This is a genomic window from Streptomyces sp. NPDC101178, from assembly GCF_044767965.1.
GTDB lineage: Bacteria > Actinomycetota > Actinomycetes > Streptomycetales > Streptomycetaceae > Streptomyces.
Genome location: NZ_JBIWOZ010000002.1, coordinates 272,717 through 298,529, shown reverse-complemented (window position 1 = coordinate 298,529; position 25,813 = coordinate 272,717). Strand labels below are relative to the sequence as shown.

The 25,813-nt window shown below is 72.1% G+C and carries 21 protein-coding genes and 1 riboswitch; of the genes, 13 read left to right on the top strand and 8 right to left on the bottom strand.

The genetic code is table 11. From position 1 onward, the window contains the following. Positions 1-136 precede the first annotated feature (136 nt). The gene (locus ACIRR8_RS05475; RefSeq protein ID WP_404059276.1) at positions 137-907 is read right to left on the bottom strand and encodes an SDR family NAD(P)-dependent oxidoreductase; all 771 of its coding nucleotides are present in this window, start codon (positions 905-907) and stop codon (positions 137-139) included. Between the two features lie 157 nt (positions 908-1,064). Continuing rightward, positions 1,065-1,736 (bottom strand): TetR family transcriptional regulator, encoded by a 672-nt coding sequence (locus tag ACIRR8_RS05470; RefSeq protein WP_404059273.1) that lies wholly within the window; start codon positions 1,734-1,736, stop codon positions 1,065-1,067. Positions 1,737-1,899: 163 nt separating this feature from the next. On the opposite strand from ACIRR8_RS05470, the gene ACIRR8_RS05465 reads away from it, so the two are divergent. The 6 genes from ACIRR8_RS05465 (at position 1,900) to ACIRR8_RS05440 (ending at position 9,916) form a co-directional block, all read left to right on the top strand. Continuing rightward, positions 1,900-3,069, top strand: coding sequence for an IS701 family transposase (locus tag ACIRR8_RS05465; protein ID WP_404059271.1), 1,170 nt, complete (start codon positions 1,900-1,902; stop codon positions 3,067-3,069). Positions 3,070-3,182: 113 nt separating this feature from the next. Continuing rightward, positions 3,183-4,394 (top strand): IS701 family transposase, encoded by a 1,212-nt coding sequence (locus tag ACIRR8_RS05460; protein ID WP_404059269.1) that lies wholly within the window; start codon positions 3,183-3,185, stop codon positions 4,392-4,394. Positions 4,395-4,697: 303 nt separating this feature from the next. Further along, complete coding sequence (gene tkt / locus ACIRR8_RS05455) at positions 4,698-6,890, top strand: transketolase (protein WP_404059267.1); 2,193 nt, start codon at positions 4,698-4,700, stop codon at positions 6,888-6,890. Further along, positions 6,887-8,170: a 3-phosphoshikimate 1-carboxyvinyltransferase gene (gene aroA, locus ACIRR8_RS05450; protein ID WP_404059264.1), complete on the top strand. Its 1,284-nt coding sequence runs from the start codon at positions 6,887-6,889 to the stop codon at positions 8,168-8,170. The genes tkt and aroA overlap by 4 nt, the downstream gene beginning before the upstream one ends. A 37-nt stretch (positions 8,171-8,207) precedes the next feature. Beyond that, the gene (gene aroC / locus ACIRR8_RS05445) at positions 8,208-9,392 is read left to right on the top strand and encodes a chorismate synthase (protein ID WP_404059262.1); all 1,185 of its coding nucleotides are present in this window, start codon (positions 8,208-8,210) and stop codon (positions 9,390-9,392) included. Continuing rightward, positions 9,389-9,916, top strand: a complete 528-nt coding sequence (locus ACIRR8_RS05440; protein WP_404059259.1) for a shikimate kinase — start codon at positions 9,389-9,391, stop codon at positions 9,914-9,916. The genes aroC and ACIRR8_RS05440 overlap by 4 nt, the downstream gene beginning before the upstream one ends. A gap of 69 nt (positions 9,917-9,985) precedes the next feature. Here the strand turns inward: ACIRR8_RS05440 and ACIRR8_RS05435 are convergent, their stop codons facing one another. Next, a complete protein-coding gene (locus tag ACIRR8_RS05435) occupies positions 9,986-10,906 on the bottom strand; it encodes an NAD(P)H-binding protein (RefSeq protein ID WP_404059257.1) in 921 nt (306 codons plus the stop codon). Between the two features lie 231 nt (positions 10,907-11,137). Here ACIRR8_RS05435 and ACIRR8_RS05430 point away from each other — a divergent pair, with 231 nt between their 5' ends. Beyond that, positions 11,138-12,559 (top strand): MFS transporter, encoded by a 1,422-nt coding sequence (locus ACIRR8_RS05430; RefSeq protein WP_404060667.1) that lies wholly within the window; start codon positions 11,138-11,140, stop codon positions 12,557-12,559. A gap of 160 nt (positions 12,560-12,719) precedes the next feature. Here the strand turns inward: ACIRR8_RS05430 and ACIRR8_RS05425 are convergent, their stop codons facing one another. Next, positions 12,720-13,604, bottom strand: a complete 885-nt coding sequence (locus tag ACIRR8_RS05425; protein ID WP_404059254.1) for a helix-turn-helix transcriptional regulator — start codon at positions 13,602-13,604, stop codon at positions 12,720-12,722. A 103-nt stretch (positions 13,605-13,707) separates the two neighbouring features. Between ACIRR8_RS05425 and ACIRR8_RS05420 the strand changes: the two genes are divergently transcribed. Continuing rightward, complete coding sequence (locus ACIRR8_RS05420; RefSeq protein ID WP_404059248.1) at positions 13,708-15,231, top strand: MFS transporter; 1,524 nt, start codon at positions 13,708-13,710, stop codon at positions 15,229-15,231. Positions 15,232-15,313: 82 nt separating this feature from the next. Here ACIRR8_RS05420 and ACIRR8_RS05415 read toward each other — a convergent pair whose 3' ends face one another. The 4 genes from ACIRR8_RS05415 to gcvT all read right to left on the bottom strand — a co-directional run bounded on the left by ACIRR8_RS05415 (position 15,314) and on the right by gcvT (position 19,771). Then, a complete protein-coding gene (locus ACIRR8_RS05415; protein ID WP_404059246.1) occupies positions 15,314-16,699 on the bottom strand; it encodes an L-serine ammonia-lyase in 1,386 nt (461 codons plus the stop codon). Between the two features lie 172 nt (positions 16,700-16,871). Beyond that, positions 16,872-18,131, bottom strand: a complete 1,260-nt coding sequence (gene glyA / locus ACIRR8_RS05410) for a serine hydroxymethyltransferase (protein WP_404059243.1) — start codon at positions 18,129-18,131, stop codon at positions 16,872-16,874. Between the two features lie 26 nt (positions 18,132-18,157). Continuing rightward, a complete protein-coding gene (gene gcvH, locus ACIRR8_RS05405; RefSeq protein WP_148020931.1) occupies positions 18,158-18,535 on the bottom strand; it encodes a glycine cleavage system protein GcvH in 378 nt (125 codons plus the stop codon). 120 nt (positions 18,536-18,655) lie between these two features. Continuing rightward, on the bottom strand, positions 18,656-19,771 hold the full coding sequence (gene gcvT / locus ACIRR8_RS05400; RefSeq protein WP_404059241.1) for a glycine cleavage system aminomethyltransferase GcvT: 1,116 nt from the start codon (positions 19,769-19,771) through the stop codon (positions 18,656-18,658). A 180-nt stretch (positions 19,772-19,951) separates the two neighbouring features. Next, positions 19,952-20,049, bottom strand: a riboswitch (glycine riboswitch). 164 nt (positions 20,050-20,213) lie between these two features. Here gcvT and ACIRR8_RS05395 point away from each other — a divergent pair. From ACIRR8_RS05395 to ACIRR8_RS05375, 5 genes are all read left to right on the top strand, one after another. Then, a complete protein-coding gene (locus tag ACIRR8_RS05395) occupies positions 20,214-20,978 on the top strand; it encodes an AAA family ATPase (protein WP_404059239.1) in 765 nt (254 codons plus the stop codon). 52 nt (positions 20,979-21,030) lie between these two features. Continuing rightward, positions 21,031-21,801, top strand: coding sequence for an enhanced serine sensitivity protein SseB (locus ACIRR8_RS05390; RefSeq protein ID WP_404059237.1), 771 nt, complete (start codon positions 21,031-21,033; stop codon positions 21,799-21,801). Between the two features lie 226 nt (positions 21,802-22,027). After that, positions 22,028-22,819 carry an enhanced serine sensitivity protein SseB C-terminal domain-containing protein gene (locus tag ACIRR8_RS05385; protein WP_404059235.1) on the top strand — a complete coding sequence of 264 codons (792 nt, stop codon included), beginning with the start codon at positions 22,028-22,030 and terminating at the stop codon, positions 22,817-22,819. Positions 22,820-23,052: 233 nt separating this feature from the next. Further along, a complete protein-coding gene (locus ACIRR8_RS05380; RefSeq protein WP_404059232.1) occupies positions 23,053-24,723 on the top strand; it encodes an ABC transporter substrate-binding protein in 1,671 nt (556 codons plus the stop codon). A gap of 85 nt (positions 24,724-24,808) precedes the next feature. After that, complete coding sequence (locus tag ACIRR8_RS05375; protein WP_404059230.1) at positions 24,809-25,813, top strand: ABC transporter permease; 1,005 nt, start codon at positions 24,809-24,811, stop codon at positions 25,811-25,813.

Genomic DNA, 25,813 nt, shown 5'->3' with positions numbered 1-25,813 from the left:
CCGGTGGGGCGGGATCTTCGGCCCAGACGCAGGACGCGCGCCCCCCCACCCCCAGCTCGGCCCGCCCCCGGGGGCGCGGGCCCCCCCCCCCCGGGGGGGGGCGCCCCCCCCCCCCCCCGGGACGGGCCGCCAGGTGTCAGCCGGCGGTCCAGCCGCCGTCCACCGGCATCGCGACACCCGTGACGAAGGAGGCCTGATCGCTGCAGAGCCAGGCGGCGTTGCGCGCGATCTCCTCCGGTTCGGCCATCCGGCGCTGCATGGAACGGCCGACGAACTGCTCCTCCAGCGCGGGGGTCTCCTTCAGCACCTGGTCCATCATCTCGGTGCGCGTGCTGCCCACCACCAGGGCGTTCACACGGATCCCGCGCCCTCCGTACTCGGCCGCGGCCGCCCGTGTCAGCCCCAGGACCGCGTGCTTGGCCGCCACATAGGCGGCGGAGGTGCCGGTGGCCAGCACCCCGGCCACGCTGGAGGTGTTCACGATCGTGGCGGGGCGGTCGGAGCGGAGCATGGCGGGGATCTGGTGGCGCATGCAGTTCCACACGCCCCGGACGTTCACGGCCATGATCTGTTCGAAGGCCGCACCGTCCGTCTCGTGCAGCAGGCTGCCGGACGCCGCGTATCCGGCGTTGTTGAACGCCCCGTCCAGCCGGCCGAAGCGTGACACCGCCTCGGTGACGACCCGCTCGACCTCGCCCTCCTGGGTCACGTCCCCCACGGCCGCCATCGCGCGGCCTCCGCTCGCGGTGATCCGGTCGGCCAGTTCGCGCAGCCGCTCCTCGCGCCGTGCCATGAGCACCACGGCCGCGCCCTCGGTGGCGAACACGTGCCCGGCCGCCGCCCCGATCCCGCTGGACGCCCCCGTGATCATGATGACCTTGTCGCGCAGCAAGCCTGTGTCCCTCATCATGTGAGCTCCCACTCCCCATGGACTGCTTCTGACCCCCCAGGGGCCGCCCTCGCGGATGGCCCCCCGGACAAGAAAAGAATAATGGTCCTTATGTAATTTTGCCAGTGGGTGGCAGAGGTCTGGCGGGTGTCAGGGCCGGGGGAGTCCGAGGGGCCTACCGGGGGGTCGGGTCCGCCTCCGGCGGGCGGTCGGCCGAGATGCCGTACAGGAGCAGGTCGCAGAACTGGGCGACGTGCTCTCCGTCGGCCTCGGCGGCGCCGGGCTCCGGATCGCGGCCCCGGGCGCGCACCTCCGTCCCGGCGGCCAGGCGCAGGGCCATCTCCGTCACCGCCTCCGGGGTGACGCCCGCCCGCAGCTTCCCTTCCTCGCTCGCGCTCCGGAGCATCTGCCGCACCGGCCGGAGCCAGGAATCCGGCCAGCCCCCGCCTTCCGGGAGCTCTCCGGAGAGCCGTACGGCCGCGCGCACCACGACGTCGCGGTGCAGTAGTTCGAGCAGGGCGAGCAGCAGGAGGCGGGCCCGGCGCAGGGGGGCCGCCGGGAGCCCGACCGCCTCGTTCACCCGCTCCTCGATCCGGGCGAGCCCGAGCTCCCTGAGCTCGGTGAGGAGCTGCCCCTTCGTGGGGAAGTGGAAGGTCAGCGCCCCGGTCGTGACACCGGCCTCGCGGGCGATGCGGTGCATGGCGATGCTGCCGTGGCCGTGCCGGTCGATCTCCCGTGCGGTGGCGTCCAGCAGGGTGCCGCGCGTCAGCAGGGATCTCTCCTGCTGTTTCGCCGGCCTCCTTCCCGCTCCGTCCGATGTCACCGTGGCCTCCCGCTTCTCGTTCACTGATCAACTCCCTACGCTCCCCGCGTCATCCGCCGTTCACAACGCCGAGTTGACGAACTTGCACCCGGAAGGCATCCTCACTCTTCAAAAGAATGAGAATGATGGTTATGTTTTGCTTGTCGCCGGCAGCCACCGCCGGCCGGGAGCCTTCAGGGGGCCAGTCATGTCTGCAGGGGCCACAGCGATCCTCGACGCACCGGAGAGCGCGCGGCACGGGGGGCCGGAGGGCCTGACCGCCTACGGGGAGCGGGTCTTCGGGTATCTGCCCCGCAGCGATCAGCGCCGGTGGGCGGACGCCTATCTCAGGGGGCTGCTCGCCACGCCCGGTCGCAAGACCGTACGGCGGATGGCCCGGAGGCTGGACCTGCCCGCCAGTGCGCCGCAGGCCCTCCAGCAGTTCATCAGCGCCAGCCCCTGGCAGTGGACGCCCGCTCGGGTGGAGCTGGCCCGGATCGCCGCCGAACTGCTGCCCGACGCCGTCTGGACGGCCAAGCCGGTGCTGCTGCGCAAGCGCGGAAACCACTCCGTGGGGGTGCGCGAGGGCATCCTCCCCGGCACCGGCCGGCGGGTGAACTGCCAGGTCGGCATCGGACTGTTCCTCACCGGAGCCGGACACAGCGTCCCGGTCGGCTGGCGCCTCCTCCTCGACGACGCCTGGTGCGAGGACCCCGAGCGCCGCCGCCGCGTACGGATCCCGGACACGGTGACGTCCCGCCCCGCCTGGGCCCTCGTACTGGAGATGGTGGAGCAGTTCGCCGCCGCGGGGGTGGCCGGGTCCGCGCCCGTGGTGCTCGGCCGTGACTTCGCCCCGGGCGTCCGTCACGTGGTCTCGCAACTCGCCCGCCGGCGGCGTGACTTCGTCCTGGAGGTGGAGCCCGGGCAGCCGCTCGTCCCGGTGTCCCCACGCGGGGACGTCCCCTCCCCGGCCACCGCTCCCCGCGGCGACGCGGCGGCCCTGGCCGCGGCGCACTGCCGGCGGACGACCTCCGCGCTGCCGGGGCGGGCGCAGATGTTCTCGGCCGCGGTACGTCTCCTTCCGCCCGGCCCCCCGGCACCGGCGGGGCACCAGCCCCACCGGCTCGTGGCGGAGGTCGCCGCCGCGCCGAAACGGCCCTCCCGGTTCTGGATCACCTCGCTGCGCGACGCCCCGCCCACCACCGTGCGCGGGCTCGCCCACCGCACCGTCCTGACCGACGTCGTGGTCCGGGACGTGCAGACCGAGCTGGGTCTCCTGGACTTCGAGGGCCGCTCCTTCCCGGGCTGGCACCACCACATGACGCTGGCCTCCGCCGCCTACCTCTACCGCCGGCTGCGGGGTCCGAACGCCCCCTAGGGGGCGTCGCCGAGCGGGGCCTCGCGCAGCCGAGGCGCCGCTCAGCCGGACACCGTGCCGTCCTGTCGTCGATCCCTCCGGGGCCACGCCCCCGGGCAACAGTGAGGAATCCCATGATTGACCACCACCCGGCCGCTGTCCGCACCGGCCACGCTCTGCCGGCCCAGGCCCAGGCTTCTTCCGCTTCCCGAGACCTCACCCTCGCCGAGCTGTCCTCCAGGGTCCTGGCCTCGCTGCCCCGCAGCGATCAGCGCCGCAAGGGCCTCCAGTACCTGGACGGTCTGCTGACGGTCCAGGGGCGCAAGTCGATCCGCAACATCGCCAAACTGCTCGGAACCCAGGCTTCCGAGCAGAACCTGCACCACTTCATCTGCGACTCCACCTGGGACTGGGTGCCCATACGCCGGGCCCTGGCCGAAGCCGTGGACGACGCCCTGCCGACCCGGGCCTGGGTGGTGAGACCCATGACCATCCCCAAGGCCGGCCAGAACTCCGTGGGGGTGGGCCAGCACTTCTCCCCGGCGCTCGGCCAGACCCTGAACGCACAGCGGGCCGTCGGAGTCTGGGCCGCGTCGGAATCCGCGAGCGTACCGGTCAACTGGCGCCTGTACCTCCCCTCCTCGTGGCACACCGACGACGCCCGGCGCAGTCAGGCGGCGGTCCCGGAGGGGGCGAGCGCGGAGAGCCTGCACGGCTGCGCGGTCGAGGCGTCCCGGGAGACCCAGCTGGGCTGGGGGCTGCCGGTGCGGCCCGTCGTCTACGACCTGGACGATGCGCCCGAGCCGTTCCTGGAGACGCTAGCCACCAGCCACGCGCCGCTCATGGCGAGGGTGGGCGAGGACACCCTGCTCACCGTGGTCGACCGGGTCATGGGCGGGCGGGAGCAGAGCCCGTTCCCCGCGCACCGGATCATGGCCATGGCCCGCAACATGCGGCGTCCGGTCCCGCACGGGCGCCCGCTGCCGGGCAGGGTGCGGGCCACGCCCCTCGCCGCCGCCGTCCGGGTCGAACTCCCCGCACACCCGCGGGGTTCCGGGCACCGGCAGCTGGTGCTCCTGGGCACGGGCGACTACGGCAGCCGCTGGCCGGCCGAACTGTGGCTGTCCAACCTCACCACCGTCCCCATGGAATATCTGGCCAGGCTGCGACAGCTCACGGCCCGCGCGGCCCGGGACGCCGCGGTGGTGGCCGACCGGGTGGGCATCCGGGACTTCACCGGGCGCTCCTTCACCGGCTGGCACCGGCACGTCACGCTCGCCTCGGCGGCCCACGCCGTCACCATGCTCGGCGACCCCACCCGACAACTTCCGCACCTGGTGCGCTAGTTATCGACATCCGGCTTGGGTGCCCACCCGCGGCCCCATAAGTTGGAGCGGCAGCCGAGGCACGGCCCGGCCCGCCGCGGGCCGCCCCGCCGCCGGTCTCCCGCCCGGCGCACGGCACGCCGGACCCCACCACGAGGACCGGCCCACGACAGGGGCCCGCCCCGAACCCGCCGCCCCCCCCACGCGCCTGCGCACGCCCGCCCGTACGCCCGCACGCACGTCTCGACCGCGCTGCCCCGGGCAGCACCTCCCGACCAGCCCCGCGGTTCTCCCGGACCGCCGAACTCCCGTAGGGACGACCTCATGCAGTCACCACCGCAGACCGCACCGGATCAGCCGGCACAGCGCACGGAGGACCGGAGCACCGAGGACCGGAGCACCGAGGTCCCGAGCGCTCAGGAATGGAGCGCACGGGACCGGAGCGCACAGGAGCGGATCGCACAGGAATGGAGCGCGCTCGACGAGCTGGCCGTCGACACCGCCCGCGCCCTGGCCATGGACGCCGTGCAGCACGCCGGGCACGGACACCCCGGAACCGCGATGAGCCTCGCCCCGGCCGCGTACGTCCTCTTCCAGAAGGTCATGCGCCACGATCCCGCCGACCCCGGCTGGGAGGGGCGGGACCGCTTCGTCCTCTCGGCCGGGCACGCCAGCCTGCTGCTGTACGTCCAGCTGATGCTGGCGGGCTACCCGCTGACCCTGGACGACCTCAAGGCCTTCCGCCGGCACGGCAGCCTCACCCCCGGCCACCCCGAGCGCGGGCACACCCCTGGAGTGGAGACCACCACCGGGCCGCTGGGACAGGGCATCGCCAACGCGGTCGGTATGGCCATGGCCGCCCGCTACGAGCGGGGACTCTACGACCCCGAGGCCGCCACCGGCACCTCCCCCTTCGACCACACGGTCTGGGTCATCGCGGGCGACGGCGACCTCCAGGAGGGCGTGTGCGCCGAGGCCTCGTCGCTGGCCGGGCACCAGAAGCTGGGCAATCTCGTCGTGCTCTACGACGACAACCACATCTCGATCGAGGGGGACACCAGCACCGCGTTCTCCGAGGACGTCCTGCAGCGGTACGCCTCGTACGGCTGGCACGTGCACCGGGTGGAGCCGAAGCCCGACGGCGACCTCGACCCCCTCGCCCTGCGCGAGGCGTTCCTCGCCGCCAAGGAGGTACGCGACCGGCCCACCCTGATCGCCGCGCGCTCGGTCATCGCCTGGCCCGCGCCCCAGGCCAAGGGCACCGCCGCCGCGCACGGAGCCGCGCTGGGCCCGGCGGAGGTCGCGGCCACCAAGGAGATCCTCGGCCTCGACCCGGCCCGCTCCTTCCACGTACCGGACGAGGTGCTCGCGCACACCCGGACCGCCCTGGTCCGTGGCCGCGCCGCCCACACCGCCTGGGCCGGGAGACTGGCCGGGTGGCGCGACGCCCACCCCCGCCGGGCCGCCGAGCACGACCGGATCACCCAGGGGCAGCCGCCGACCGGGTGGGAGAACAAGCTCCCCGCCTTCGAACCCGGCACCTCCATGGCCACCCGCAAGGCCTCGGGCACCGTGCTCGCCGCGCTGGGGCCGCTGCTGCCCGAGCTGTGGGGCGGCTCCGCCGACCTGGCCGGCTCCAACAACACCACCATCGACAGCTCCTCCTCCTTCCTGCCGCTGGGCAACGCCCTCCCGCAGGCCGACCCGTACGGGCGCACCGTGCACTTCGGCATCCGGGAACACGCCATGGCCTCCGTGATGAACGGGGTGGCGCTGCACGGCGCGACCCGCATCTACGGCGGCACCTTCCTGGTCTTCTCCGACTACATGCGCCCCGCCGTCCGGCTCGCCGCGCTGATGCGGCTCCCGGTCACCTATGTGTGGACCCACGACTCCATCGGCCTCGGCGAGGACGGCCCCACCCACCAGCCGGTCGAACAGCTGGCTTCCCTGCGGGCCATCCCCGGACTGAACGTCGTACGCCCCGCCGACGCCAACGAGACGGCGGCGGCCTGGGCGGAGATCGTACGCCGGCACAGTGCCGACCCCGCCCCGCACGGGATCGTGCTGTCCCGGCAGAACCTGCCCGTTCACCCGCCCAACGAGCTGGTCCCGCGCGGTGGTTACGTCTTCCGCGAGGCCGAGGGCGGGGTGCCGCGGGCGCTGCTCGTGGCCACCGGTTCCGAGGTGTCCCTGGCGGTCGCCGCCCAGGAGCTGCTGGAGCGGCGCGGCATCGCGGCCCGGGTGGTGTCGATGCCCTGCCTGGAGTGGTTCATGGAGCAGGACCGCTCCTACCGGGACCTGGTGCTGCCTCCCGACATCCGCGTACGGGTGACGGTCGAGGCCGGCGTCGGCCTCGGCTGGGACCGCATCGCGGGCGAGGCGGGACGCGTGATGTCCCTGGAGCGGTTCGGGGCCTCGGCCGACGGCGCCCTGCTCTTCCGCGAGTTCGGCTTCACCCCCGAGGCGATCGCCGCCGAGGTGGAGACCGCCATGGAGAAGGCGGCCGGCCGATGACACCGCAGGCATCCCGGCTGCGCCCGCTGACCGCGCGCATCCCCGGCTCCAAGAGCATCACCACCAGAGCCCTGCTGCTGGCCGCCGCCGCGAAGGGCACCAGCACCCTCTGGGCCCCGCTGGTCAGTCACGACACCCTCGCCTTCCGGGCGGCCCTGGGCAACCTCGGCGTACATGTCGAGAACAGCCCCGGCGACCAGTTCTGGGACGTCACCGGCCACGGACGCGGCCCCGTCGGGACGGGAGAGGTGTGGTGCGCGGACGCCGGTACGGCGGCCCGCTTCCTGCCCCCGTTCAGCGCGGCGGGCGAGGGCACCTTCGCCTTCGACGGCTCCGGACAGCTCCGGGCCCGGCCGTTGAGCCCGCTGATGAAGGCCATGACCGCCCTCGGCGCCGAGCTGGAGACTCCGGCCCCGGGGCGCCTCCCGCTGACCGTACGGGCCACCGGGCTGGAGGGCGGCGAGCTGCGGGTGGACTCCTCCATGAGCAGCCAGTTCCTCAGCGGCCTGCTGATGAGCGCCCCCCTGATGCGGCGTCCGGTCCGGGCCGACCTGAGCGGTTCCGTCAGCCGCCCCTACCTGGACATGACGCTGTCCCTGATGCGGCGCTTCGGCGCGGACGTCCAGGAGTCCGGCACCGGGGTGGTCGAGGTGCGGCCGGGCGGATACCGGCCCGCCGCCCTCGTCATCGAACCCGACGCCTCGACCGCCAGTTACGTCTTCGCCGCCGCCGCGGCGACCGGGCACCGGGTCACCGTCCCCGGCCTGTGCCGGCGCAGCCTCCAGGGCGACCTGCGGTTCGTGGACACCCTGCGCCGGCTGGGAGCCCAGGTGGAGGTGTCGGACCGGGACGTCACCGTGACGGGCACCGGACGGCTGCGCGGCGGTCTCACCCTCGACATGGGGGACATCTCCGACACCTTCATGACCCTCGCCGCCATCGCCCCGCTCGCCGACGGACCCCTGACCATCGGCGGTGTGCGGCATGCCCGCTACAAGGAGTCGGACCGCATAGCGGCGGTGGCGCAGAACCTGCGCGCCTGCGGCGTCAAGGTGGACGAGACGGAGGACTCGGTCACCGTCCACCCCGGCCTGCTGCGCCCGGCCCGCATCGCCTGCCACCGCGACCACCGGATCGCCATGGCGTTCTCGGTCCTGGGGATGGCCGCACGGATTCCGCTGGCTCTCGACGACCCGTCCTGTGTGAAGAAGACCTTCCCCGGGTTCCACCGGGAGATGGCCCGGCTCTTCCCGTCCTACGAAGTACCGGATCACCGCTGATGACCACGTACGCGCGCAAGAGGAAAGCAGGGAGAGGATGAGCAGGTTGCGCTGGCTGACCGCGGGGGAGTCGCACGGCCCCGCACTGGTGGCGACGCTGGAGGGTCTTCCCGCCGGTGTCCCGGTCACCACGGAGCTGGTGGCGGAGGCGCTCGCCCGGCGGCGGCTCGGTTACGGGCGCGGTGCCCGGATGAAGTTCGAGCAGGACGAGGTCACCTTCCTCGGCGGCGTACGCCACGGCCTCACCATGGGCTCCCCGGTCGCCGTCATGGTCGGCAACACCGAGTGGCCCAAGTGGGAGCAGGTCATGTCGGCGGACCCGGTCGACCCCGCCGAGCTCGCCGGCCTGGCCCGCAACGCCCCGCTGACCCGTCCGCGCCCGGGCCACGCCGATCTGGCGGGGATGCAGAAATACGGCTTCGACGAGGCCCGGCCGGTCCTGGAGCGCGCCAGCGCCCGGGAGACCGCCGCCCGGGTGGCCCTCGGCGCGGTGGCCCGCTCGTACCTGCGGGAGACGGCCGGGATCGAGATCGTCAGCCATGTCGTGGAGCTGGGCGCAGCGCGGGCTCCGTACGGGGACGTGCCCCGGCCCGGCGACGTGGAGCGGCTCGACGCGGACCCGGTGCGCTGCCTGGACGTGGACGCGTCCAAGGCGATGGTCACGGAGATCGACCAGGCCCACCGGGACGGCGACACCCTGGGCGGCGTCGTCGAGGTCGTCGTTCACGGCGTACCGGTCGGCCTCGGCTCGCACGTGCACTGGGACCGCCGGCTGGACGCGCGGCTGGCCGCCGCGCTGATGGGCATCCAGGCCATCAAGGGGGTCGAGGTGGGCGACGGCTTCGGGCTGGCCCGGGTGCCCGGCTCGCTGGCCCACGACGCGATCGTGCCCACCGCCGACGGCATCCGGCGCGCCTCCTGCCGCTCCGGGGGCACAGAGGGCGGCCTGACCACCGGTGAACTCCTGCGCGTACGGGCCGCGATGAAGCCGATCGCCACGGTTCCGCACGCCCTGGCCACCGTGGACGTCAGCACCGGCGAGGCGGCCGTCGCGCACCACCAGCGCTCGGACGTGTGCGCGGTGCCGGCCGCCGGGATCGTGGCGGAGGCGATGGTGGCCCTGGTCCTGGCCGACGCGGTGGCGGAGAAGTTCGGCGGCGACAGCGTGGCCGAGACCCGTCGTAACGTCTCCGGCTTCCTCGCCCACCTGGAGATCGCATGACCTCCCCCCTGGCCGTGCTCGTCGGCCCGCCCGGCGTGGGCAAGTCCTCGGTCGCACGGATCCTCGCGGCGCGTACGGGCACGGCGGCCCGTGACACCGACCGGGACATCGAGCGGCTGACCGGACGGTCCGTCAGCCAGATCTTCGCCGAACGGGGCGAGCCGCACTTCCGCGCCATCGAGCACGAGGCCGTCCGCGCGGCGCTGCACCAGCACTTCGGGGTGCTCGCCCTGGGCGGCGGGGCCGTCGTGCACGCGGGGACGCGCGCGGCGCTGCGCGGGCTGCCGGTGGTCTTCCTGGACGCCACGCTCGCGGACGTCCGGGAACGCCTGGGTGCGGACGACTCCCGTCCGCTGCTGCGGGACGACTTCGCCGGCCGGTGGCTCGGCCTGATGTCCCGGCGGCGCCCGCTGTACCTGTCCGTGGCCCGGGTCGTGGTGTCCACCCACGGGCGCACCGCGGCGCAGGTCGCCTCTGTGGTGCGGTCCGAGCTGGCCGCCGCGTCGGTGGGGGTCCCGTCATGACCGCCGTCCGCATCCCCGTCGCCGGGAGCGCCGGGAGCGAACCGTACGAGGCCGTCGTCGGGCGGCGGCTCACCGGCGAGCTGGTCCGGCCGGCCGGGGCCGCGCACCGGGCCGCCGTGACCCACCCGGCGGCGTCGGCGTACGGAAGGCGGCGCCATGACGCCGGGCCCACGCCCGGAACGTACCGGGCTCCCGGCCGATCGCTTCCCGTACCCCGTGGTCCACGGCGCTCTTGGCTCCCCGGGCCTGCCGGTCCGCGCTTTCGAGGAGCGCCGCCGCGAGGGCGTCGGGGTAGCGGGCGCGCCACCTCGCCAGGGCCTCCGCCTCGGTCAGCTCCTCATGGCGTACCGGCCGGCCCAGCACCTCCGCGAGCTGCGCGGCCTGCTGCCGGGCCGACAGGGGGGCCGGGCCCGTCAGCGCGTACGCCCGTCCCGCGCACCCGGGGGAGGTCAGGGCGCGGGCCGCCGCCGCGGCCACGTCCCGGGGGTCGACGCAGGAGTTGGCGGAGGAGCCGTGCAGCGTACGTACGACGCCTTCCTCGCGTACGGACCGCGTCCAGTCCAGGCAGTTGGACATGAAGGCGCGGGGGCGCAGCAGCGTCCAGGACAGCCCGGACGCCCGGACGCGCTCCTCGCACGCCCGCTGCCACCGGGTGATCGCGTCCTGCGCCCGGGGGTCGGCGACCGCGAGGGCCGAGACCTTCACGACGTGCCGGACCCCGGCCCGGCGCGCGGCGGTGAGGAGGTGCTCGTCGTGGGTGTCCCGCAGGGGGTCGAACGTCACCGCCAGGAGCGCGTCCGCCCCGGCCAGCGCCCGTGTCAGGGATGGGACGTCGTCCAGGTCCGCCTCGACGGCGAGGCCGGGCCCCGGCAGGCGGGCCGCCGCCCGTTCCGGGGAGCGGGTCAGGCAGCTCAGGTCGTACCGCGGGGCGAGGAGGCGTGCCACCTGGCCCCCCACCGTTCCCGTCGCACCCGTGAGCGCTATCCGCACGAACTTCTCCTCTCCACGGCTCCATGACTATCACCGGATCTGGCAAAGGAGCGGTCGCTATGCCAACATAATAATAGGCACTATGTTTCTTGCCGGGCGGTCGTTCCCCTCGTCGCTCAGCGGCCCGGCCGCACTCACTCTGGAGGAAGTACGTTGACCACACACAGCACAACACCCCGCCGGGCCTGGTTCGGCTTCACCCTGGTCCTCAGCCTCGTCGGGCTGGTGGCGATGGACAATTCGGTGCTCTACCTCGCGATGCCGAGCATCAACGACGCGATCTCGCCCAGCGCGAGCCAGGCCCTCTGGATCGTCGACATCTACGGATTCGTGGTGGCCTCGCTTCTCATCGCGTTCGGCAACCTCGGCGACCGGCACGGCCGGCTCAAGTTCCTGCTCGGCGGCGCGATGCTCTTCGGCATCGGATCGGCGGGCGCCACGTTCGCCACCAGCCCGGAACTCCTCATCGCCTCGCGCGGGCTGATGGGACTCGGCGGCGCGACCCTGCTGCCCTCCGGCCTGGCGATCGTCAGCCACCTCTTCCCCGACGTCAGGCAGCGGGCCCGGGCGATCGGCATCTTCGCGGCCACCTTCGCGGCGGGCTTCGCCGTCGGCCCGGTCGCCGGCGGTCTGCTCCTCGACCGCTTCTGGTGGGGCTCGGTGTTCCTGATCAACCTCCCGGTCGTCGTGGTCTTCCTGGCCTTCGCCCCGAAGCTCCTGAAGGAGGTCCGCGAGGCCAGGCCCGGCCGGGTGGACGCGCTGAGCGTGGCGCAGTCGGCGGTCGGCATCCTGCTCGCCGTCTACTCCGTCAAGGCCGCGGCGGCGGAGGGGTTCTCGGTCGAGCAGCTGGCCATCGGCGCGCTGGGCATCGCCATCCTGGTGTGGTTCGTACGCCGGCAGTTCACGCTGGAGGAGCCGCTGCTCGACCTCGGCCTCTTCCGTGACCGGGTCTTCACCGTCGCCGTACTGACCGGGCTCCTCTCCTTGGTGGCCTGGGCCGCGGCCGGCTACCTCAGCGGTGTCTACCTCCAGTCGGTGCTCGGCTTCACCGTGCTCACCGCGGCGTTCCTCGCCCTGCCGGGCGCGGCGGTGCTCACCGTGGCCTGCATCGGCACGGCGGGCGTGGTCGACCGGATCGGCAAGCGGGCCGCGCTGATCGCCTCGCACTTCTTCATCGGCACCGGACTGCTGCTGCTGATGTTCACCGGCTCCACCGCCGGTGCGGCGCTGTACATCGCCTCCACCGTCATCGCGGGCGTCGGCTACGGGTTCTCCTTCAGCCTGGTCGCGGAGACCGCCGTCGCGGCGGTGCCCGCGGAGCGGGCCGGTTCGGCCGGGGCCATCGCGGAGATGAGCAACGAGCTGGGCGGCGCGCTCGGCATCTCCCTGCTCGGCTCGCTCGCCGCGTTCTTCTTCCGCCTCCTCGGCCCCGGCACGGCGGGCACGCTCGACACCACCCTGTCCACACCCGGCCTGTCCGACGAGAGCGCCGCGCAGGCCAAGGACGCCTTCGTCACCGGCCTGCACGCGGCGATCGGCGTCGCGGCCGCCCTCACGCTCGCGCTCGGCGTCCTCGCGGTCCGCTGGCTGCCGCGCGAGGAGCGGAACACGGAGCCCGAGACCCCGGACCGGCAGGAGCAGACGGTCTCCTGAGCACCCGGAACCCGCGTGTCACGAGCACACGGAACCGCCCCGCTCCGAGCACCCGGAACCGCCCCGCTCCCAGCACGCGAAACCGCCCCGCTCCTTTCCGTACGGACGCCCCCGGCCCCACCGCGGGCGTCCCCGGAAGGAGCGGGGCGGTTTCAGCGCCTCAGCGCCGCTCGGCCCGTACGAGGGCCGAATCCGGCTCGTCACCCCGGCCGCTCTGCTGGTTCAGCACACGCAACGCGTCAGCGGAGGTCGTGTCGTTGGGCGTGTAGATCTCGACCCGGTGGTCGGGGCTGTCGGGCTGGAGCCACACCTGGTAGTCGACGCTCACCGCCCCCACGGTGGGATGCTGCAGATGCATGGCCCCCGTCGTGCAGTCGGAGACGTCACCCGTCGCCCACATCGCGCCGAAGTCCGGGCTGCTCATGGTGAGTTCGCCGATCAGCCCGGCCAGCCGGGCATCCGTCGGATAGCGGCCCGCGGTGAGACGCAGATAGGCGACGTGGACCTTGGCGAGGTCCGGCCAGTTGCGGTACATGTCGCGGGTGTGGGGGTCGAGGAAGAACATCCTGGGGATCGACGGACGCCCCTGCGCGTTCCGCGGGGCCTCGAAGGGGATGTGCTCGGCCACCAGCGCGTGCCCGGTGCGGTTCCACGCGAGGACGTCGCCGCGCCGGCCGAGCACCACCGCCGGCGTGGCATCGCCCAGCGACTCCAGGAGGGTCAGGACCCGCGGGTGGGGCTCCTCGGCGGGCGGATCCCCCAGACCGGGCTTCACCGACTGCCGGGCGAGATTGTGCAGATGGACGGTCTCCACCTGGTCGAGCCGGAGCACCCGGGCGAGCGCGTCGAGCACCTGCTCGGAGGCGGTCTCCGCCTGCCCCTGCTCCAGACGCGTGTAGTACCCCGCGCTCACCCCCGCGAGCTGGGCGAGCTCTTCCCGCCTGAGGCCGGGAACCCGGCGGGAGGTGCCGTAGGTCAGCAGACCGATCTCCGCCGGCGTGACCCGGTCACGGCGGCTCTTCAGGAACGTACCGAGGCTCTCCATGTATACGAGCGTAGGGCGCTCGCCCGCTCCGTGGGTGTACCTGTCGGGTGTACCCACACCATGGGGATGGCTGCCGGCCCCGCCGTGCCCGAGGGTCGGCACCATGACTCGACAGCAAGCGAACGACGCACCCGGACTGCGATCCTGGCTGGGGCTCGCGGTGATCCTCGGACCGGTTCTCCTCGTCTCCATGGACGGCTCGATCCTGTTCCTGGCGATGCCCCGGATCAGCCAGGCCCTCTCGCCCACCGCCGACCAGGCGCTGTGGATCCTGGACATCTACGGCTTCGCCGTCGGCTCCCTGCTCGTCGCCTTCGGCAGCATCGGCGACCGCTACGGCCGGCTGAAGCTCCTGATGATCGGCGCGACCGTGTTCGGACTCGGCTCCGCCGGGGCCGCGTTCGCACCGACCCCCGAACTCCTCATCGCCTGCCGGGCGCTCATGGGCGTGGCCGGTGCGACCCTGCTGCCCTCGGCGCTGGCCGTGCTGAGCGAGCTCTTCCCCGACCCCCGGCGCAGGGCCCAGGCCATCGGCATCTTCGCCGCGGCCTTCGCGGCCGGCTTCGCCATCGGCCCGGTCGTCGGCGGCGCCCTGCTCGGCTCGTTCTGGTGGGGCTCGGTCTTCCTCGTCAACCTCCCCGTCATCGTCGTGTTCCTGGTCTTCGCACCGGTCCTCCTCCGCGAGGTCCGGTCGGGCGGGACGGGCCGCGTCGACCCGCTCAGCGTCGTGACCTCCGCCGGAGGCCTGCTGCTCACGATCTACGGGATCAAGCACCTGGCCGCCGACGGGATCTCGGCCCTCCCGGTCATCACGGTGATCGCCGGCATCGCCGTACTGACCTTCTTCGGCCTGCGCCAGCGGCACCTCGACAACCCGCTGATCGACTTCTCCCTCTTCCGCGACCGCGTCTTCACCATCGCCATCATCACCGGCCTGCTGCCCCTGGCCGCATGGTCGGCGGCGGCGTATCTGTCCGGCATCTACCTCCAGTCCGTGCTGAACCTGAGCGTCCTGCACGCGGCGCTCCTGGCGCTCCCGGGCGCGGCGGCCCTCACCCTCTCCTGCATCATCACCCCGGCCGTCGTCGAGCGCATCGGCAAGCGGGCCGCGCTCCTCATCTGCCACTTCTCCATCGCGGGCGGCCTGTTGATGCTGCTCCCCACCACGGTCACCGGCGGGATCGGCTGGTACATCGCCTCGACCGTGATCGCGGGACTGGGATACGGCATCTCCTTCGCCGTCGTCGCGGACACCGCGGTCGGCGCGGTCCCCGCGGAGCGGGCGGGTTCGGCCGGCGCGATCGCCGAGACCAGCAACGAGATCGGCAACGCCCTGGGCATCGCGCTCCTCGGCTCCCTCGCCGCGCTGCTCTTCCGCCTCCAGGGCCCGGACCTCGCCCCCACCCTCGACGAGACCCTCCAGCTGCCCTCCCTGCTCCCGTCCGCCATCCAGGACGCGAAGTCCGCGTTCGTCACCGGCCTGCACGTCGTCGTGGTCGTGGCGAGCCTCCTGCACGCCGCCCTCGGCACGGCCGCCCTGCGCTGGCTCCCCAGGTCGGCCCCGAAGGAGCAGCCCGCCGAAGCTCACGAGCAGCCCGCGGAGGAGCGCATCGCGAGCAGGCAGTAGCTCCGGAGCCTCTCCGCCGGGTGGACGGGAAAGGCCCTGACCGCGCTGAAAGCTATAAAAGCGCTGGTCAGGGCCGCTCGGCCTAGCACTCGATGATGTTCACCGCGAGCCCGCCGCGGGCCGTCTCCTTGTACTTCACGGACATGTCGGCCCCTGTCTCCTTCATCGTCTTGATGACCTTGTCCAGCGAGACCTTGTGGCTGCCGTCCCCCCGCAGCGCCATCTTCGCCGCCGTGACCGCCTTCACCGCCGCCATGCCGTTGCGTTCGATGCACGGGATCTGGACCAGGCCGCCGACCGGGTCGCAGGTCAGGCCCAGGTTGTGCTCCATGCCGATCTCGGCGGCGTTCTCCACCTGCTCGGGGGAGCCGCCGAGGACCTCGGCGAGGGCGCCGGCCGCCATCGAGCAGGCCGAGCCGACCTCGCCCTGGCAGCCGACCTCGGCGCCGGAGATGGAGGCGTTCTCCTTGAAGAGGAGGCCGATGGCGCCGGCGGCGAGGAGGAAGCGGACGACGCTGTCCTCCTTCTCCGCCTCGGTGCAGCCGTGGGCCGCGAAGTTCATGTAGTAGTGCAGGACCGCCGGGATGATGCCCGCCGCGCCGTTGGTGGGGGCGGTGACCACGCGGCCGCCCGCCGCGTTCTCCTCGTTGACCGCCATCGCGTAGAGGGTGATCCACTCCATCGCGTGGGCCTGCGGGTCGCCCTCGGCGCGCAGCTGGCGGGCCGAGTTGGCGGCGCGGCGGCGGACCTTGAGGCCGCCGGGGAGGATGCCCTCGCGGGACATGCCGCGCGAGACGCAGGCCTGCATGACCCGCCAGATGTCCAGCAGCCCGGAGCGGATCTCCGCCTCGGTGCGCCAGGCCAGCTCGTTCTCCAGCATCATCGAGGAGATCGAGAGGCCGGTCTCGCGGGCCAGGCGCAGCAGCTCGTCGCCCGTACGGAACGGGTGCCGCAGGGCCGTGTCGTCCGGGACGATCGGGTTCTCGCCGGCCACCGCGTCCTCGTCCACCACGAAGCCGCCGCCGACCGAGTAGTACGTCTTCTCCAGGAGCGGGGCGCCCTCGGTGTCGTACGCGAAGATCGTCATCCCGTTGGCGTGGTACGGGAGCGCCTTGCGGCGGTGCAGGATCAGGTCGTCGTCGAAGGCGAACGCGATCTCGTGCATGCCGAGCAGGTTGATCCTGCCGGTGGAGCGGATCGCCTCGACCCGAGCGTCGGCGGACTCGACGTCGACCGTCTGCGGGGACTCGCCCTCCAGGCCGAGCAGGACCGCCTTCGGGGTGCCGTGGCCGTGTCCGGTCGCGCCGAGGGAGCCGTACAGCTCGGCCCGTATCGAGGTCGTGTGCGCGAGCAGGCCCTCGTTCTTCAGGCGGCGCGCGAACATCCGGGCGGCCCGCATCGGGCCCACCGTGTGGGAGCTGGACGGGCCGATGCCGACCGAGAAGAGGTCGAAGACCGAGATGGCCACGGGAGGACTCCTTGGGGGGTTGGAAGACGCCGTTGTCTGCCTGGGCGGTGCGGGGACAAGCGGGGCAAGCGGGGTGAAAATTTCAGACCGGGGGCAAGGAACGGGGCACCGCGCTCACTCTCCTCAGTGTGCGCGGTGCCCCGTCACGATGCGCGGAACCGCAGGCCAGGCGCTACTTCAGGCCGGGGTACAGCGGGAACTTCTCGGCCAGCGCGACCACGCGGGCCTTGAGGTCGTCCGCGTCGTACGACGGCTTGAGGGCGGCGGCGATGATCTCCGCGACCTCGGTGAACTCCTCGGTGCCGAAGCCGCGTGTGGCCAGCGCCGGGGTGCCGATCCGCAGGCCCGAGGTGACCATGGGGGGACGGGGGTCGTTCGGGATGGCGTTCCGGTTGACCGTGATGCCCAGCTCGTGGAGCCGGTCCTCGGCCTGCTGGCCGTCCAGCTCGGAGTTGCGCAGGTCGACCAGGACCAGGTGCACGTCGGTGCCGCCGGAGAGGACGGAGACGCCGACCTCGGTGACGTCCGGCTGGACCAGGCGCTCGGCCAGGATCCGCGCGCCGTCCAGGGTGCGCTGCTGGCGCTCCTTGAACTCCTCGCCCGCCGCGACCTTGAACGAGACCGCCTTGGCCGCGATCACGTGCTCCAGCGGGCCGCCCTGCTGCCCAGGGAAGACCGCCGAATTGATCTTCTTGGCGAGCTCCTGGGTGGAGAGGATCACGCCACCGCGCGGACCGCCGAGGGTCTTGTGCGTGGTGGTGGTGACGACGTGGGCGTGCTCCACCGGGTTGGGGTGCAGCCCGGCCGCGACCAGGCCCGCGAAGTGCGCCATGTCGACCATGAGGTACGCGCCGACCTCGTCCGCGATGCGGCGGAAGGCGGCGAAGTCCAGCTGCCGCGGGTAGGCGGACCAGCCGGCCACGATCAGCTTCGGCTGGGACTCCTTGGCGAGGCGCTCGACCTCCTCCATGTCCACGACACCGGTCTCGTCGACGTGGTACGGGACCACGTTGTAGAGCTTGCCGGAGAAGTTGATCTTCATGCCGTGGGTCAGGTGACCGCCGTGGGCCAGGTTCAGGCCCATGATCGTGTCGCCCGGCTTCAGCAGCGCGAACATCGCGGCGGCGTTCGCCTGCGCACCGGAGTGCGGCTGGACGTTGGCGGCCTCGGCGCCGAACAGGGCCTTGATCCGGTCGATCGCGATCTGCTCGACCACGTCGACGTGCTCACAGCCGCCGTAGTAGCGGCGGCCGGGGTAGCCCTCGGCGTACTTGTTGGTGAGGACGGAGCCCTGCGCCTCCATGACCGCGACCGGAGCGAAGTTCTCCGAGGCGATCATTTCGAGGGTGGACTGCTGGCGGTGGAGCTCGGCGTCGACGGCGGCGGCGACGTCCGGGTCCAGCTCGTGGAGGGAGGAGTTCAGAAGCGACATCAGGGGGTCCCTTAAGGTCTCAGATCTCAGTTGCCGGAGAACGCGGTGTACTCGTCGGCGGAGAGCAGGTCGGCCGGCTCGTCCGTGACGCGCACCTTGAACAGCCAGCCGCCCTCGAAGGGAGCGGAGTTCACCAGCGAGGGGTCGTCCACGACGTCCTGGTTGGCCGCCGTCACCTCTCCGGTCACCGGCGAGTACAGATCGCTGACGGACTTGGTCGACTCCAGCTCACCGCAGGTCTCGCCTGCGGTCACCGTGTCACCGACCTCCGGAAGCTGGGCGTAGACGACGTCACCGAGCGCGTTGGCCGCGTACTCCGTGATGCCGATCGTGGCCACGCCGTCCTCGACGGCCGACAGCCACTCGTGCTCCTTGCTGTACCGCAGCTGCTGGGGGTTGCTCATGACCTGAATTCTCCTGTACGCGGGGGAGTGCTGATGAACGGTGGTCTTACGGGGTGAGACGGAGGTACGTCACTTCCGTGACGCCCGGGTGGAGCGAGAGGCCCGGTTCCTTCCGGGATATCACTTCTGGCGCTTGTAGAACGGCAGCGCGACGACCTCGTACGGCTCGTGCGTGCCCCGGATGTCCACGCCCACGCCCCCGGTGCCCGGCGCGGCGAAGGCCGCGTCCACGTACGCCATGGCGATCGGCTTGCCGAGGGTGGGGGAGGGGGCTCCGGAGGTGACCTCGCCGATCACCTTGCCGTCCGCGACGACGGAGAAACCGGCTCGCGGGACCCGGCGGCCCTCGGCGATCAGGCCGACCAGCTTGCGCGGCGGGGCGCTCTCGGCGCGCTCGGCGGCGGCCTGGAGCGCCTCGCGCCCCACGAAGTCGCCCTCCTTCTCGAACTTCACGACCCGGCCGAGGCCCGCGTCGAACGGGGTCAGCGCCGTCGTCAGCTCGTGCCCGTACAGCGGCATGCCCGCCTCCAGGCGCAGCGTGTCCCGGCAGGAGAGGCCGCACGGGATCAGGCCGTGCGCCTCGCCGGCCTCGCTCAGCGCGCGCCACAGCCGCTCGGCGTGCTCGGGCGCGACGAAGAGTTCGAAGCCGTCCTCGCCGGTGTAGCCGGTACGGGCGATCAGCGCAGGCACCCCGGCGACCGTGCCCGGCAGGCCCGCGTAGTACTTCAGCCCATCCAGGTCGGCGTCGGTGACGGCCTTCATGATCGCGGGCGACTCCGGACCCTGGACCGCGAGCAGCGCGTACGCGTCCCGGTCGTCGCGCACCTCGGCGTCGAAGCCGCCGACCCGCTCGGTCAGCGCGTCCAGCACGATCTGCGCGTTGCCCGCGTTGGCGACGACCATGTACTCCGTCTCGCCCAGGCGGTAGACGATCAGGTCGTCCACGATCCCGCCGTCCTCCTGGACGATCATCGTGTAGCGGGCCCGGCCGTTGCCGACGGTGGCGATGTTGCCCACCAGCGCGTAGCTCAGGAAGGCCGCGGCCTCGGGACCGGTGACGGTGATCTCGCCCATGTGCGACAGGTCGAAGAGCCCGGCCCTGGTCCGTACGGCGTTGTGCTCGTCGCGCTCACTGGCGTACCGCAGGGGCATGTCCCAGCCCGCGAAGTCGGTCATGGTGGCGCCGAGCGAGCGGTGCAGCGCGTCGAGGGCGGTGAGACGGGGGGCAGTGCTCATGGGCATGGCTCCAGGGCATGACGACGTCAGGACGGAAATCCTCCCCATCTGTCATCGGAACCTGAGAGGTTCGCCGATAGCCCCTGCCGGGGTATGCCCCGGGTAGCGGGGCGCCCTGGTCACAGGGCTCGGCTTGCACCTTGGGTGGAGCCGCCGGAGCGGCCCGCTTTTCAGATCTGCCTCATCCACGCGGTACGGGGCCTGAGAGATTCAAGGGAGGATCTTGCTCCTTCGGCGCCCGGCTCACACTGTGGCCGGAACTCTCCCGCGCGGATTCGAACGGCCGGTATGCAGTTGGCGCGGTCATCATCGCACGCATTGCGCCCCCGTGGGGAGGCCGGTCCACAACGGGTGGATGAACGGCGATGACGGTTGTGGAGCCTTGCCCTTTCTTTACACTTCAGGATCAGGCGTGGCCGGCCCGACAGCAGGGGGATGGGCGATGACGTTGCAGCGGTCGGTACCGACCGCGGGACTCGCGGACGGCGCGATGCCCGCACAGCCGGGCGCCCCCGCGCGCGAGCTGCCCGAGCGGGCCGGAGCGCCGGTACGGGAGCCGGCCGCGGCGCCCGGCGCATCCGTACAGGAGCTGCTCACCGCGCCCGCGCCGGGGGTACGTGATCTGCGCGGGCGCGCGGACCACACCCCGTACAGCCTCGATTTCACCCCCGGCGACATCGTGGTCGTCTCCGGGCTGCCCGGCGGCGGCAAGTCCACCATGATCCGGCGTGCGGTGGCCGGCCACGCCATCGACTCGCAGAACACCCGCGACCGCTGGGCCGCCGCCCTGCCCCGCTTACTCCCGTACGCCCTCTACCGCCCCCTGGTCCGCGCCGCCCACTACCTCGGGCTCTGGGCCGTGCTGCGCTCCGGCGCCTCGGTCGTCGTCCACGACTGCGGTACGCAGACCTGGGTACGGAACTGGCTCGCCCGGCACGCCGCGCGCCGGGGCCGCACCCTGCGCCTGCTCCTGCTGGACGTGGACCCGGAGACCGCCCGCCAGGGCCAGCGCGAGCGCGGCCGGGGCGTCTCCGGTTACGCCTTCGCCCGGCACCGGCACGCGGTGGGCCGGCTGATCCGCGACACCGAACGCGGCGCGCTGCCCGTCGGCTGCGCCTCGGCGGTGCTGCTGGACCGGGAGGCCGCGACCGCGCTGGAGCGGATCACCTTCACAAACGCCCACGACCCGGCCGACCACTCCGGTTAGGGTTCTGGCCGGAACAACGCCAGCGACGACAGCCGAGAGAGGCACAGAGGCAGTGGAGATTCCGGCACCGGCCCAGGCGCACCCCCAGCACGCGTGGCCCGCCAACGAGCTCGAAGAGGTCCTGACCGCCTCCCTCGGCATCGCCGACGCGGGCGGCCGCCTGGTCGAGGTGCTCGGCCGCAGCTCGGTCTGGGTGCCGCTGCCGAACGGCGGCTCGCCCGCCAGCGCCGACCTGGACCTGCCGATGATGGACATCGACGGCGCCGCGTACGTCCCCGTCTTCAGCTCCGAGGGCCAGTTCCTCAGCTGCGTCGGCAGCCACATGTCCTTCGCCGTCGCGCCCGCCCGCGACTTCGCCCGCGGCCTGCCGCCGCAGGTCGGCATCGCGGTGAACCCGGGCGGCGCGGTCGGCATCCCGCTGCCGCCGCCCGCCGTCGCCGAGCTCTGCCGGGCCGGGCGCACCGCGCTGGACGGTCCCGCCAGCGGCGGCCGGGTCAAGCTGTACGAACCGGACTGGCAGCACGACCCGGTCGACTTCCTCACCGCCGTCTCCGCCGAGTTCGAGGCCACCGGCGTGGTCTCCACCGCCCGCCGCGCGCTCGCCAGCATCGAGGGCGGCGACCCGGTCCTCTTCGTCGGCGTCGAGTTCGCCACCTGGGACGGCGCGGGCCAGAGCGCCCCGATGGAAGCCCTGGGACGGGCGCTCGGCCGCGTCGAGGTGCCCTGGCCGGTGAACCTGGTCCTGCTGGACGTGGCCCAGGACCTGGTCGGCGACTGGATGCGCGAGAAAGTACGCCCGTTCTACCGGCGCGAAGGCCACTGAACGTACGGCGCGAAAGCCACCGGGCATACCGGGCGAAAGCCGCCGGACGTGCGGCGCGAAAGCCACCGGACGTACCGCGCGAAGCCACCGGCCGCGCGGTGATCGCGGGCGCCGGCCGACCGTGGCGTCAAGTCGGTGTCAGAAGTGGCGCATAAGCTGGTTTGATGGCGGGGCCGCTCCCGTGTGCCCGGGAGCGTCGACGGATCGATGAGGGGCGGGACCCAGGGTGAGTGCGTCAGGCACTGCGGCGGCCGGTCAGGTCGAGCACATGCTGCGCCAGGTCAGCCCCGGGCGTTACGACGCCTACGAGGCGCTGCTCGCGGCCCTCGCCGACGGCCGCATCTGGATGCTGCTCTGGCACGGCACGGCCGGCTCACCGGACGCGCAGTACGGCTCCATGGAGGTCGAAGGACTCGGTTACGCGCCGTGCGTCACCTCCGCGCAGGAGCTCTCCGCCAGCGGCTGGAGCCGTTCCCACGAGCTGGTCTCCGGCCGGGAGATCGCCCGCGCCCTCTTCCCCGACCGCTGGGGCATCTGGCTCAACCCGCACGCGCCCGGCGGCGGCGTCGGCATCCCCTGGCTCGATCTGCGCCGGATCTCCACCGGCCTGGACCGGCTCCCCGCCGGACCGCTCCGGCTGACCGAGCCCGCCGTGGAGCTGCCGCAGTTCTACGCCCAGCTCACCCAGAACGCCCACCGCACCCCGGCCGTCCGCTCGCTGCGCCGCGCCTGGGTGCACCCCGCCGTCGGTGTCCCGTACCTCGCGATCGGTCTCGATCTGTACGACACCGGGCGGGAGTCCGTCGACGCGGTGCGGGCGATGATGCGGCAGTCGGTCGGCGCGGTCCCCGACGGGCTGCCCGTCTCCACCGTCGCCATGTCCGACGAGTACGACCCGGTCGCGATGTGGCTGCGCGCCAACACCCGCCCGTTCTACGACCGCGAGCCGCACGCCCCGGCAGGCCCGCCGCCGGCCGCTGCCCCCGGCTACGGATACCCGCCGCAGCAGCACCGCTGACCTGCGGGTCCGTCCGCCGTCACCGACCCGCCGCAGGAGACCCCCCGCTCCGAACACCCGCGGATTTCCGGCGCGTTAACCGGGCGCGGAGGGATGTCCCGGAACTGGGCGGTTTGTTAACTGTCCGGGTCTCGACTAGGTATCACCGCTATCCGGACTGTTCTCTTGCGATGTACCCCGTCTGTAGTGTGCGGCCATCAAACCTCACCACATGGCGAACCAGGGGTGGACCCATGCGCATATTCAAGTCCCGGGCTGTCCGGGCGATCACGACAGCGGTCGCTGTCGGTCTGATCGCCACGGGCTGTTCCAGCGAGCGGGACACCGACGGAGCCAAGGGGGGCGACAAGGACACCTTCGTCTTCGCCGGATCCGGTGACCCCGGCTCCCTCGACCCGGCCCTCGCGAGCGACGGCGAGACGTTCCGCGTCACCCGCCAGGCGTTCGAGGCGCTGCTGGAGCACGAGCCCGGCGGCAGCAAGCTGGTCGGCGGACTCGCCGAGAAGTGGGAGGGCGACGCGGCCGGCAAGGTCTGGACGTTCAACCTGCGCCAGGGCGTGAAGTTCCACGACGGCGAGGCGTTCAACGCCGCTGCGGTCTGCGCGAACTACGACCACTGGTTCAACTGGAAGGGCACCTACCAGTCCAGCGCGGTCTCCTACTACTGGCAGAGCATCATGGGCGGGTTCGCGAAGAACGAGGACGCCGAGGCGCCCAAGGCGAACTACAAGTCCTGCACCGCCAAGGACGAGAACACGGCCGTCATCGAGGTGAACGAGCCCTCGGCGAACCTGCCGGGCGGATTCTCCCTCCAGGCGCTCGCGATCCACTCGCCGAAGGCGATCAAGGAGTACGAGAAGCAGGACGCGTCCGCCAAGGGCGACGCGATCACGTACCCCAAGTACAGCCAGGAGGCCGGCACGGTCGCCGGCACCGGCCCGTACAAGATCGTGAAGTGGAACAAGGGGAACAAGGAAGTCTCCCTGGAGCGCTTCGACGACTACTGGGGCGACAAGGCCAAGGTGAAGAATCTGGTCTTCCGCACCATCTCCACCGACGAGACCCGTCGCCAGGCGCTCCAGGCGGGTGACATCGACGGCTACGACCTGGTCGCTCCCGCCGATGTGACGACGCTGGAGAAGCAGGGCTTCGAGGTCCCGACCCGCGACGTCTTCAACATCTTCTACGTCGGCATGAGCCAGGGTGCGAACCCGGCGCTGAAGAAGCCGCAGGTCCGTCAGGCGATCACGCACGCCATCGACCGCGAGAACCTCGTCAACACCCAGCTGCCCGAGGGCGGCAAGGTGGCGACCCAGTTCATGCCCGACACGGTCGCCGGCTACTCGGACAAGGTGAAGACGTACCCGTTCGACACCGCCAAGGCCAAGAGCCTCCTCAAGCAGGCCGGCGAGGAGAAGCTCTCCATCGACTTCTGCTACCCGACCGAGGTCACCCGCCCGTACATGCCTGCCCCGCAGGACATGTTCGAGCTGATGAAGGCCGACCTGGAGAAGGCCGGCATCACGGTCAGGCCGAAGGCCATGAAGTGGGCCCCGGACTACGTGGACGGCGTCGAGGCCGGTTCCTGCGCCCTGCACCTGTTCGGCTGGACCGGTGACTTCAACGACGGCTACAACTTCATCGGCACCTGGTTCGCCAAGGCCGAGAAGCAGTGGGGCTTCAAGGAGCCGAAGGTCTTCGGCGCCGTGACCGCGGCCTCCAAGATCACCGACACCGACGGTCGCACCGAGGCCTACAAGAAGGCCAACGAGGCGATCATGGAGTACGTCCCGGGCGTGCCGATCTCGTCCTCCCCGCCGGCGATCGCGTTCGCCAAGAACGTCAACCCGCCGAAGGTCTCCCCGCTGACGCAGGAGAACTTCGCCGAGGTCTCCTTCAAGTAATCGCACATCAGCGGGTCCGCCCGGCCACAGCAACCAGGTGGCCGGGCGGACCCGCTTCGACGCACGTGAGAAAGGGGCATGCGGGGTGCTGCGACTCGTCGTCAGAAGACTTCTCCAGCTCATTCCCACCCTGCTCGGCCTGTCGGTCCTGCTGTTCCTCTGGCTGAACCGACTGCCCGGCGGACCCGCCTCAGCGATCCTGGGCGAGCGGGCCACCGAAGCCGAAGTGGCGAGAATCAACCGTGCACTCGGGCTCGACGAGCCGGTGCACGTCCAGTACTGGCGCTTCCTCAAGCGCATCTTCGAGCTCGACCTCGGAACCTCCACCCAGACCGGCCAGCCGGTGTGGGACGAGTTCACCCTGCGCTTCCCGGCCACCGTGGAACTCAGCGTGGCCGCCATCCTGATCGCCGTGGTCGTGGGCATCCCGATGGGCTACCTCGCGGCCAAGCACCGCGGCGGCTGGCTGGACGTCGCGTCCGTCTCCGGATCGCTGCTCGGCATCTGCATCCCGGTCTTCTTCCTGGCCATGCTGCTGCGCGGGATCTTCTCCGTCCAGCTGGGCTGGTTCCCGAGCCAGGGAAGGCTCACCACCGGCCTCAACGCCACCGACATCACCGGGTTCTCGGTCCTGGACGGGTTGCTGACCGGCGAGTTGGACGCGAGCTGGGACGCGATCATGCACTTGATCCTGCCCGCCCTCGCGCTGGCCTCGATCCCGCTCGCCGTCATCGTCCGGATGACCCGCGCCAGCGTCCTGGAGGTGCTCGGCGAGGACTACATCCGCACCGCCGAGTCCAAGGGCCTGGACAAGCGTGTCGTCCGCGGCCGCCATGTGCTCCGCAACGCGCTGCTGCCGGTGATCACCGCGGTCGGCCTGCTGACCGGCAGCCTGCTCTCCGGTGCGGTGCTCACCGAGTCCGTCTTCGACTTCGGCGGCATCGGCTCGTTCATCCGTACCGCGATCGACGGCCGCGACTACCCGGTCCTCGTCGGGTTCATTCTCTTCATCGCGATGGTGTACGTGCTCATCAACCTCCTGGTCGACCTCGCGTACAGCATCATCGACCCGAGAGTGCGGGTGCACTGA

Excerpts from the sequence above, each read along its gene's own strand:
- ACIRR8_RS05475 (WP_404059276.1), bottom strand. The coding sequence starts at position 907 with ATGAGGGACACAGGCTTGCTGCGCGACAAGGTCATCATGATCACGGGG.
- ACIRR8_RS05465 (WP_404059271.1), top strand. The coding sequence starts at position 1,900 with ATGTCTGCAGGGGCCACAGCGATCCTCGACGCACCGGAGAGCGCGCGG.
- ACIRR8_RS05460 (WP_404059269.1), top strand. The coding sequence starts at position 3,183 with ATGATTGACCACCACCCGGCCGCTGTCCGCACCGGCCACGCTCTGCCG.
- tkt (WP_404059267.1), top strand. The coding sequence starts at position 4,698 with ATGCAGTCACCACCGCAGACCGCACCGGATCAGCCGGCACAGCGCACG.
- aroA (WP_404059264.1), top strand. The coding sequence starts at position 6,887 with ATGACACCGCAGGCATCCCGGCTGCGCCCGCTGACCGCGCGCATCCCC.
- aroC (WP_404059262.1), top strand. The coding sequence starts at position 8,208 with ATGAGCAGGTTGCGCTGGCTGACCGCGGGGGAGTCGCACGGCCCCGCA.
- ACIRR8_RS05440 (WP_404059259.1), top strand. The coding sequence starts at position 9,389 with ATGACCTCCCCCCTGGCCGTGCTCGTCGGCCCGCCCGGCGTGGGCAAG.
- ACIRR8_RS05430 (WP_404060667.1), top strand. The coding sequence starts at position 11,138 with ATGGACAATTCGGTGCTCTACCTCGCGATGCCGAGCATCAACGACGCG.
- ACIRR8_RS05425 (WP_404059254.1), bottom strand. The coding sequence starts at position 13,604 with ATGGAGAGCCTCGGTACGTTCCTGAAGAGCCGCCGTGACCGGGTCACG.
- ACIRR8_RS05420 (WP_404059248.1), top strand. The coding sequence starts at position 13,708 with ATGACTCGACAGCAAGCGAACGACGCACCCGGACTGCGATCCTGGCTG.
- glyA (WP_404059243.1), bottom strand. The coding sequence starts at position 18,131 with ATGTCGCTTCTGAACTCCTCCCTCCACGAGCTGGACCCGGACGTCGCC.
- gcvH (WP_148020931.1), bottom strand. The coding sequence starts at position 18,535 with ATGAGCAACCCCCAGCAGCTGCGGTACAGCAAGGAGCACGAGTGGCTG.
- gcvT (WP_404059241.1), bottom strand. The coding sequence starts at position 19,771 with ATGAGCACTGCCCCCCGTCTCACCGCCCTCGACGCGCTGCACCGCTCG.
- ACIRR8_RS05395 (WP_404059239.1), top strand. The coding sequence starts at position 20,214 with ATGACGTTGCAGCGGTCGGTACCGACCGCGGGACTCGCGGACGGCGCG.
- ACIRR8_RS05380 (WP_404059232.1), top strand. The coding sequence starts at position 23,053 with ATGCGCATATTCAAGTCCCGGGCTGTCCGGGCGATCACGACAGCGGTC.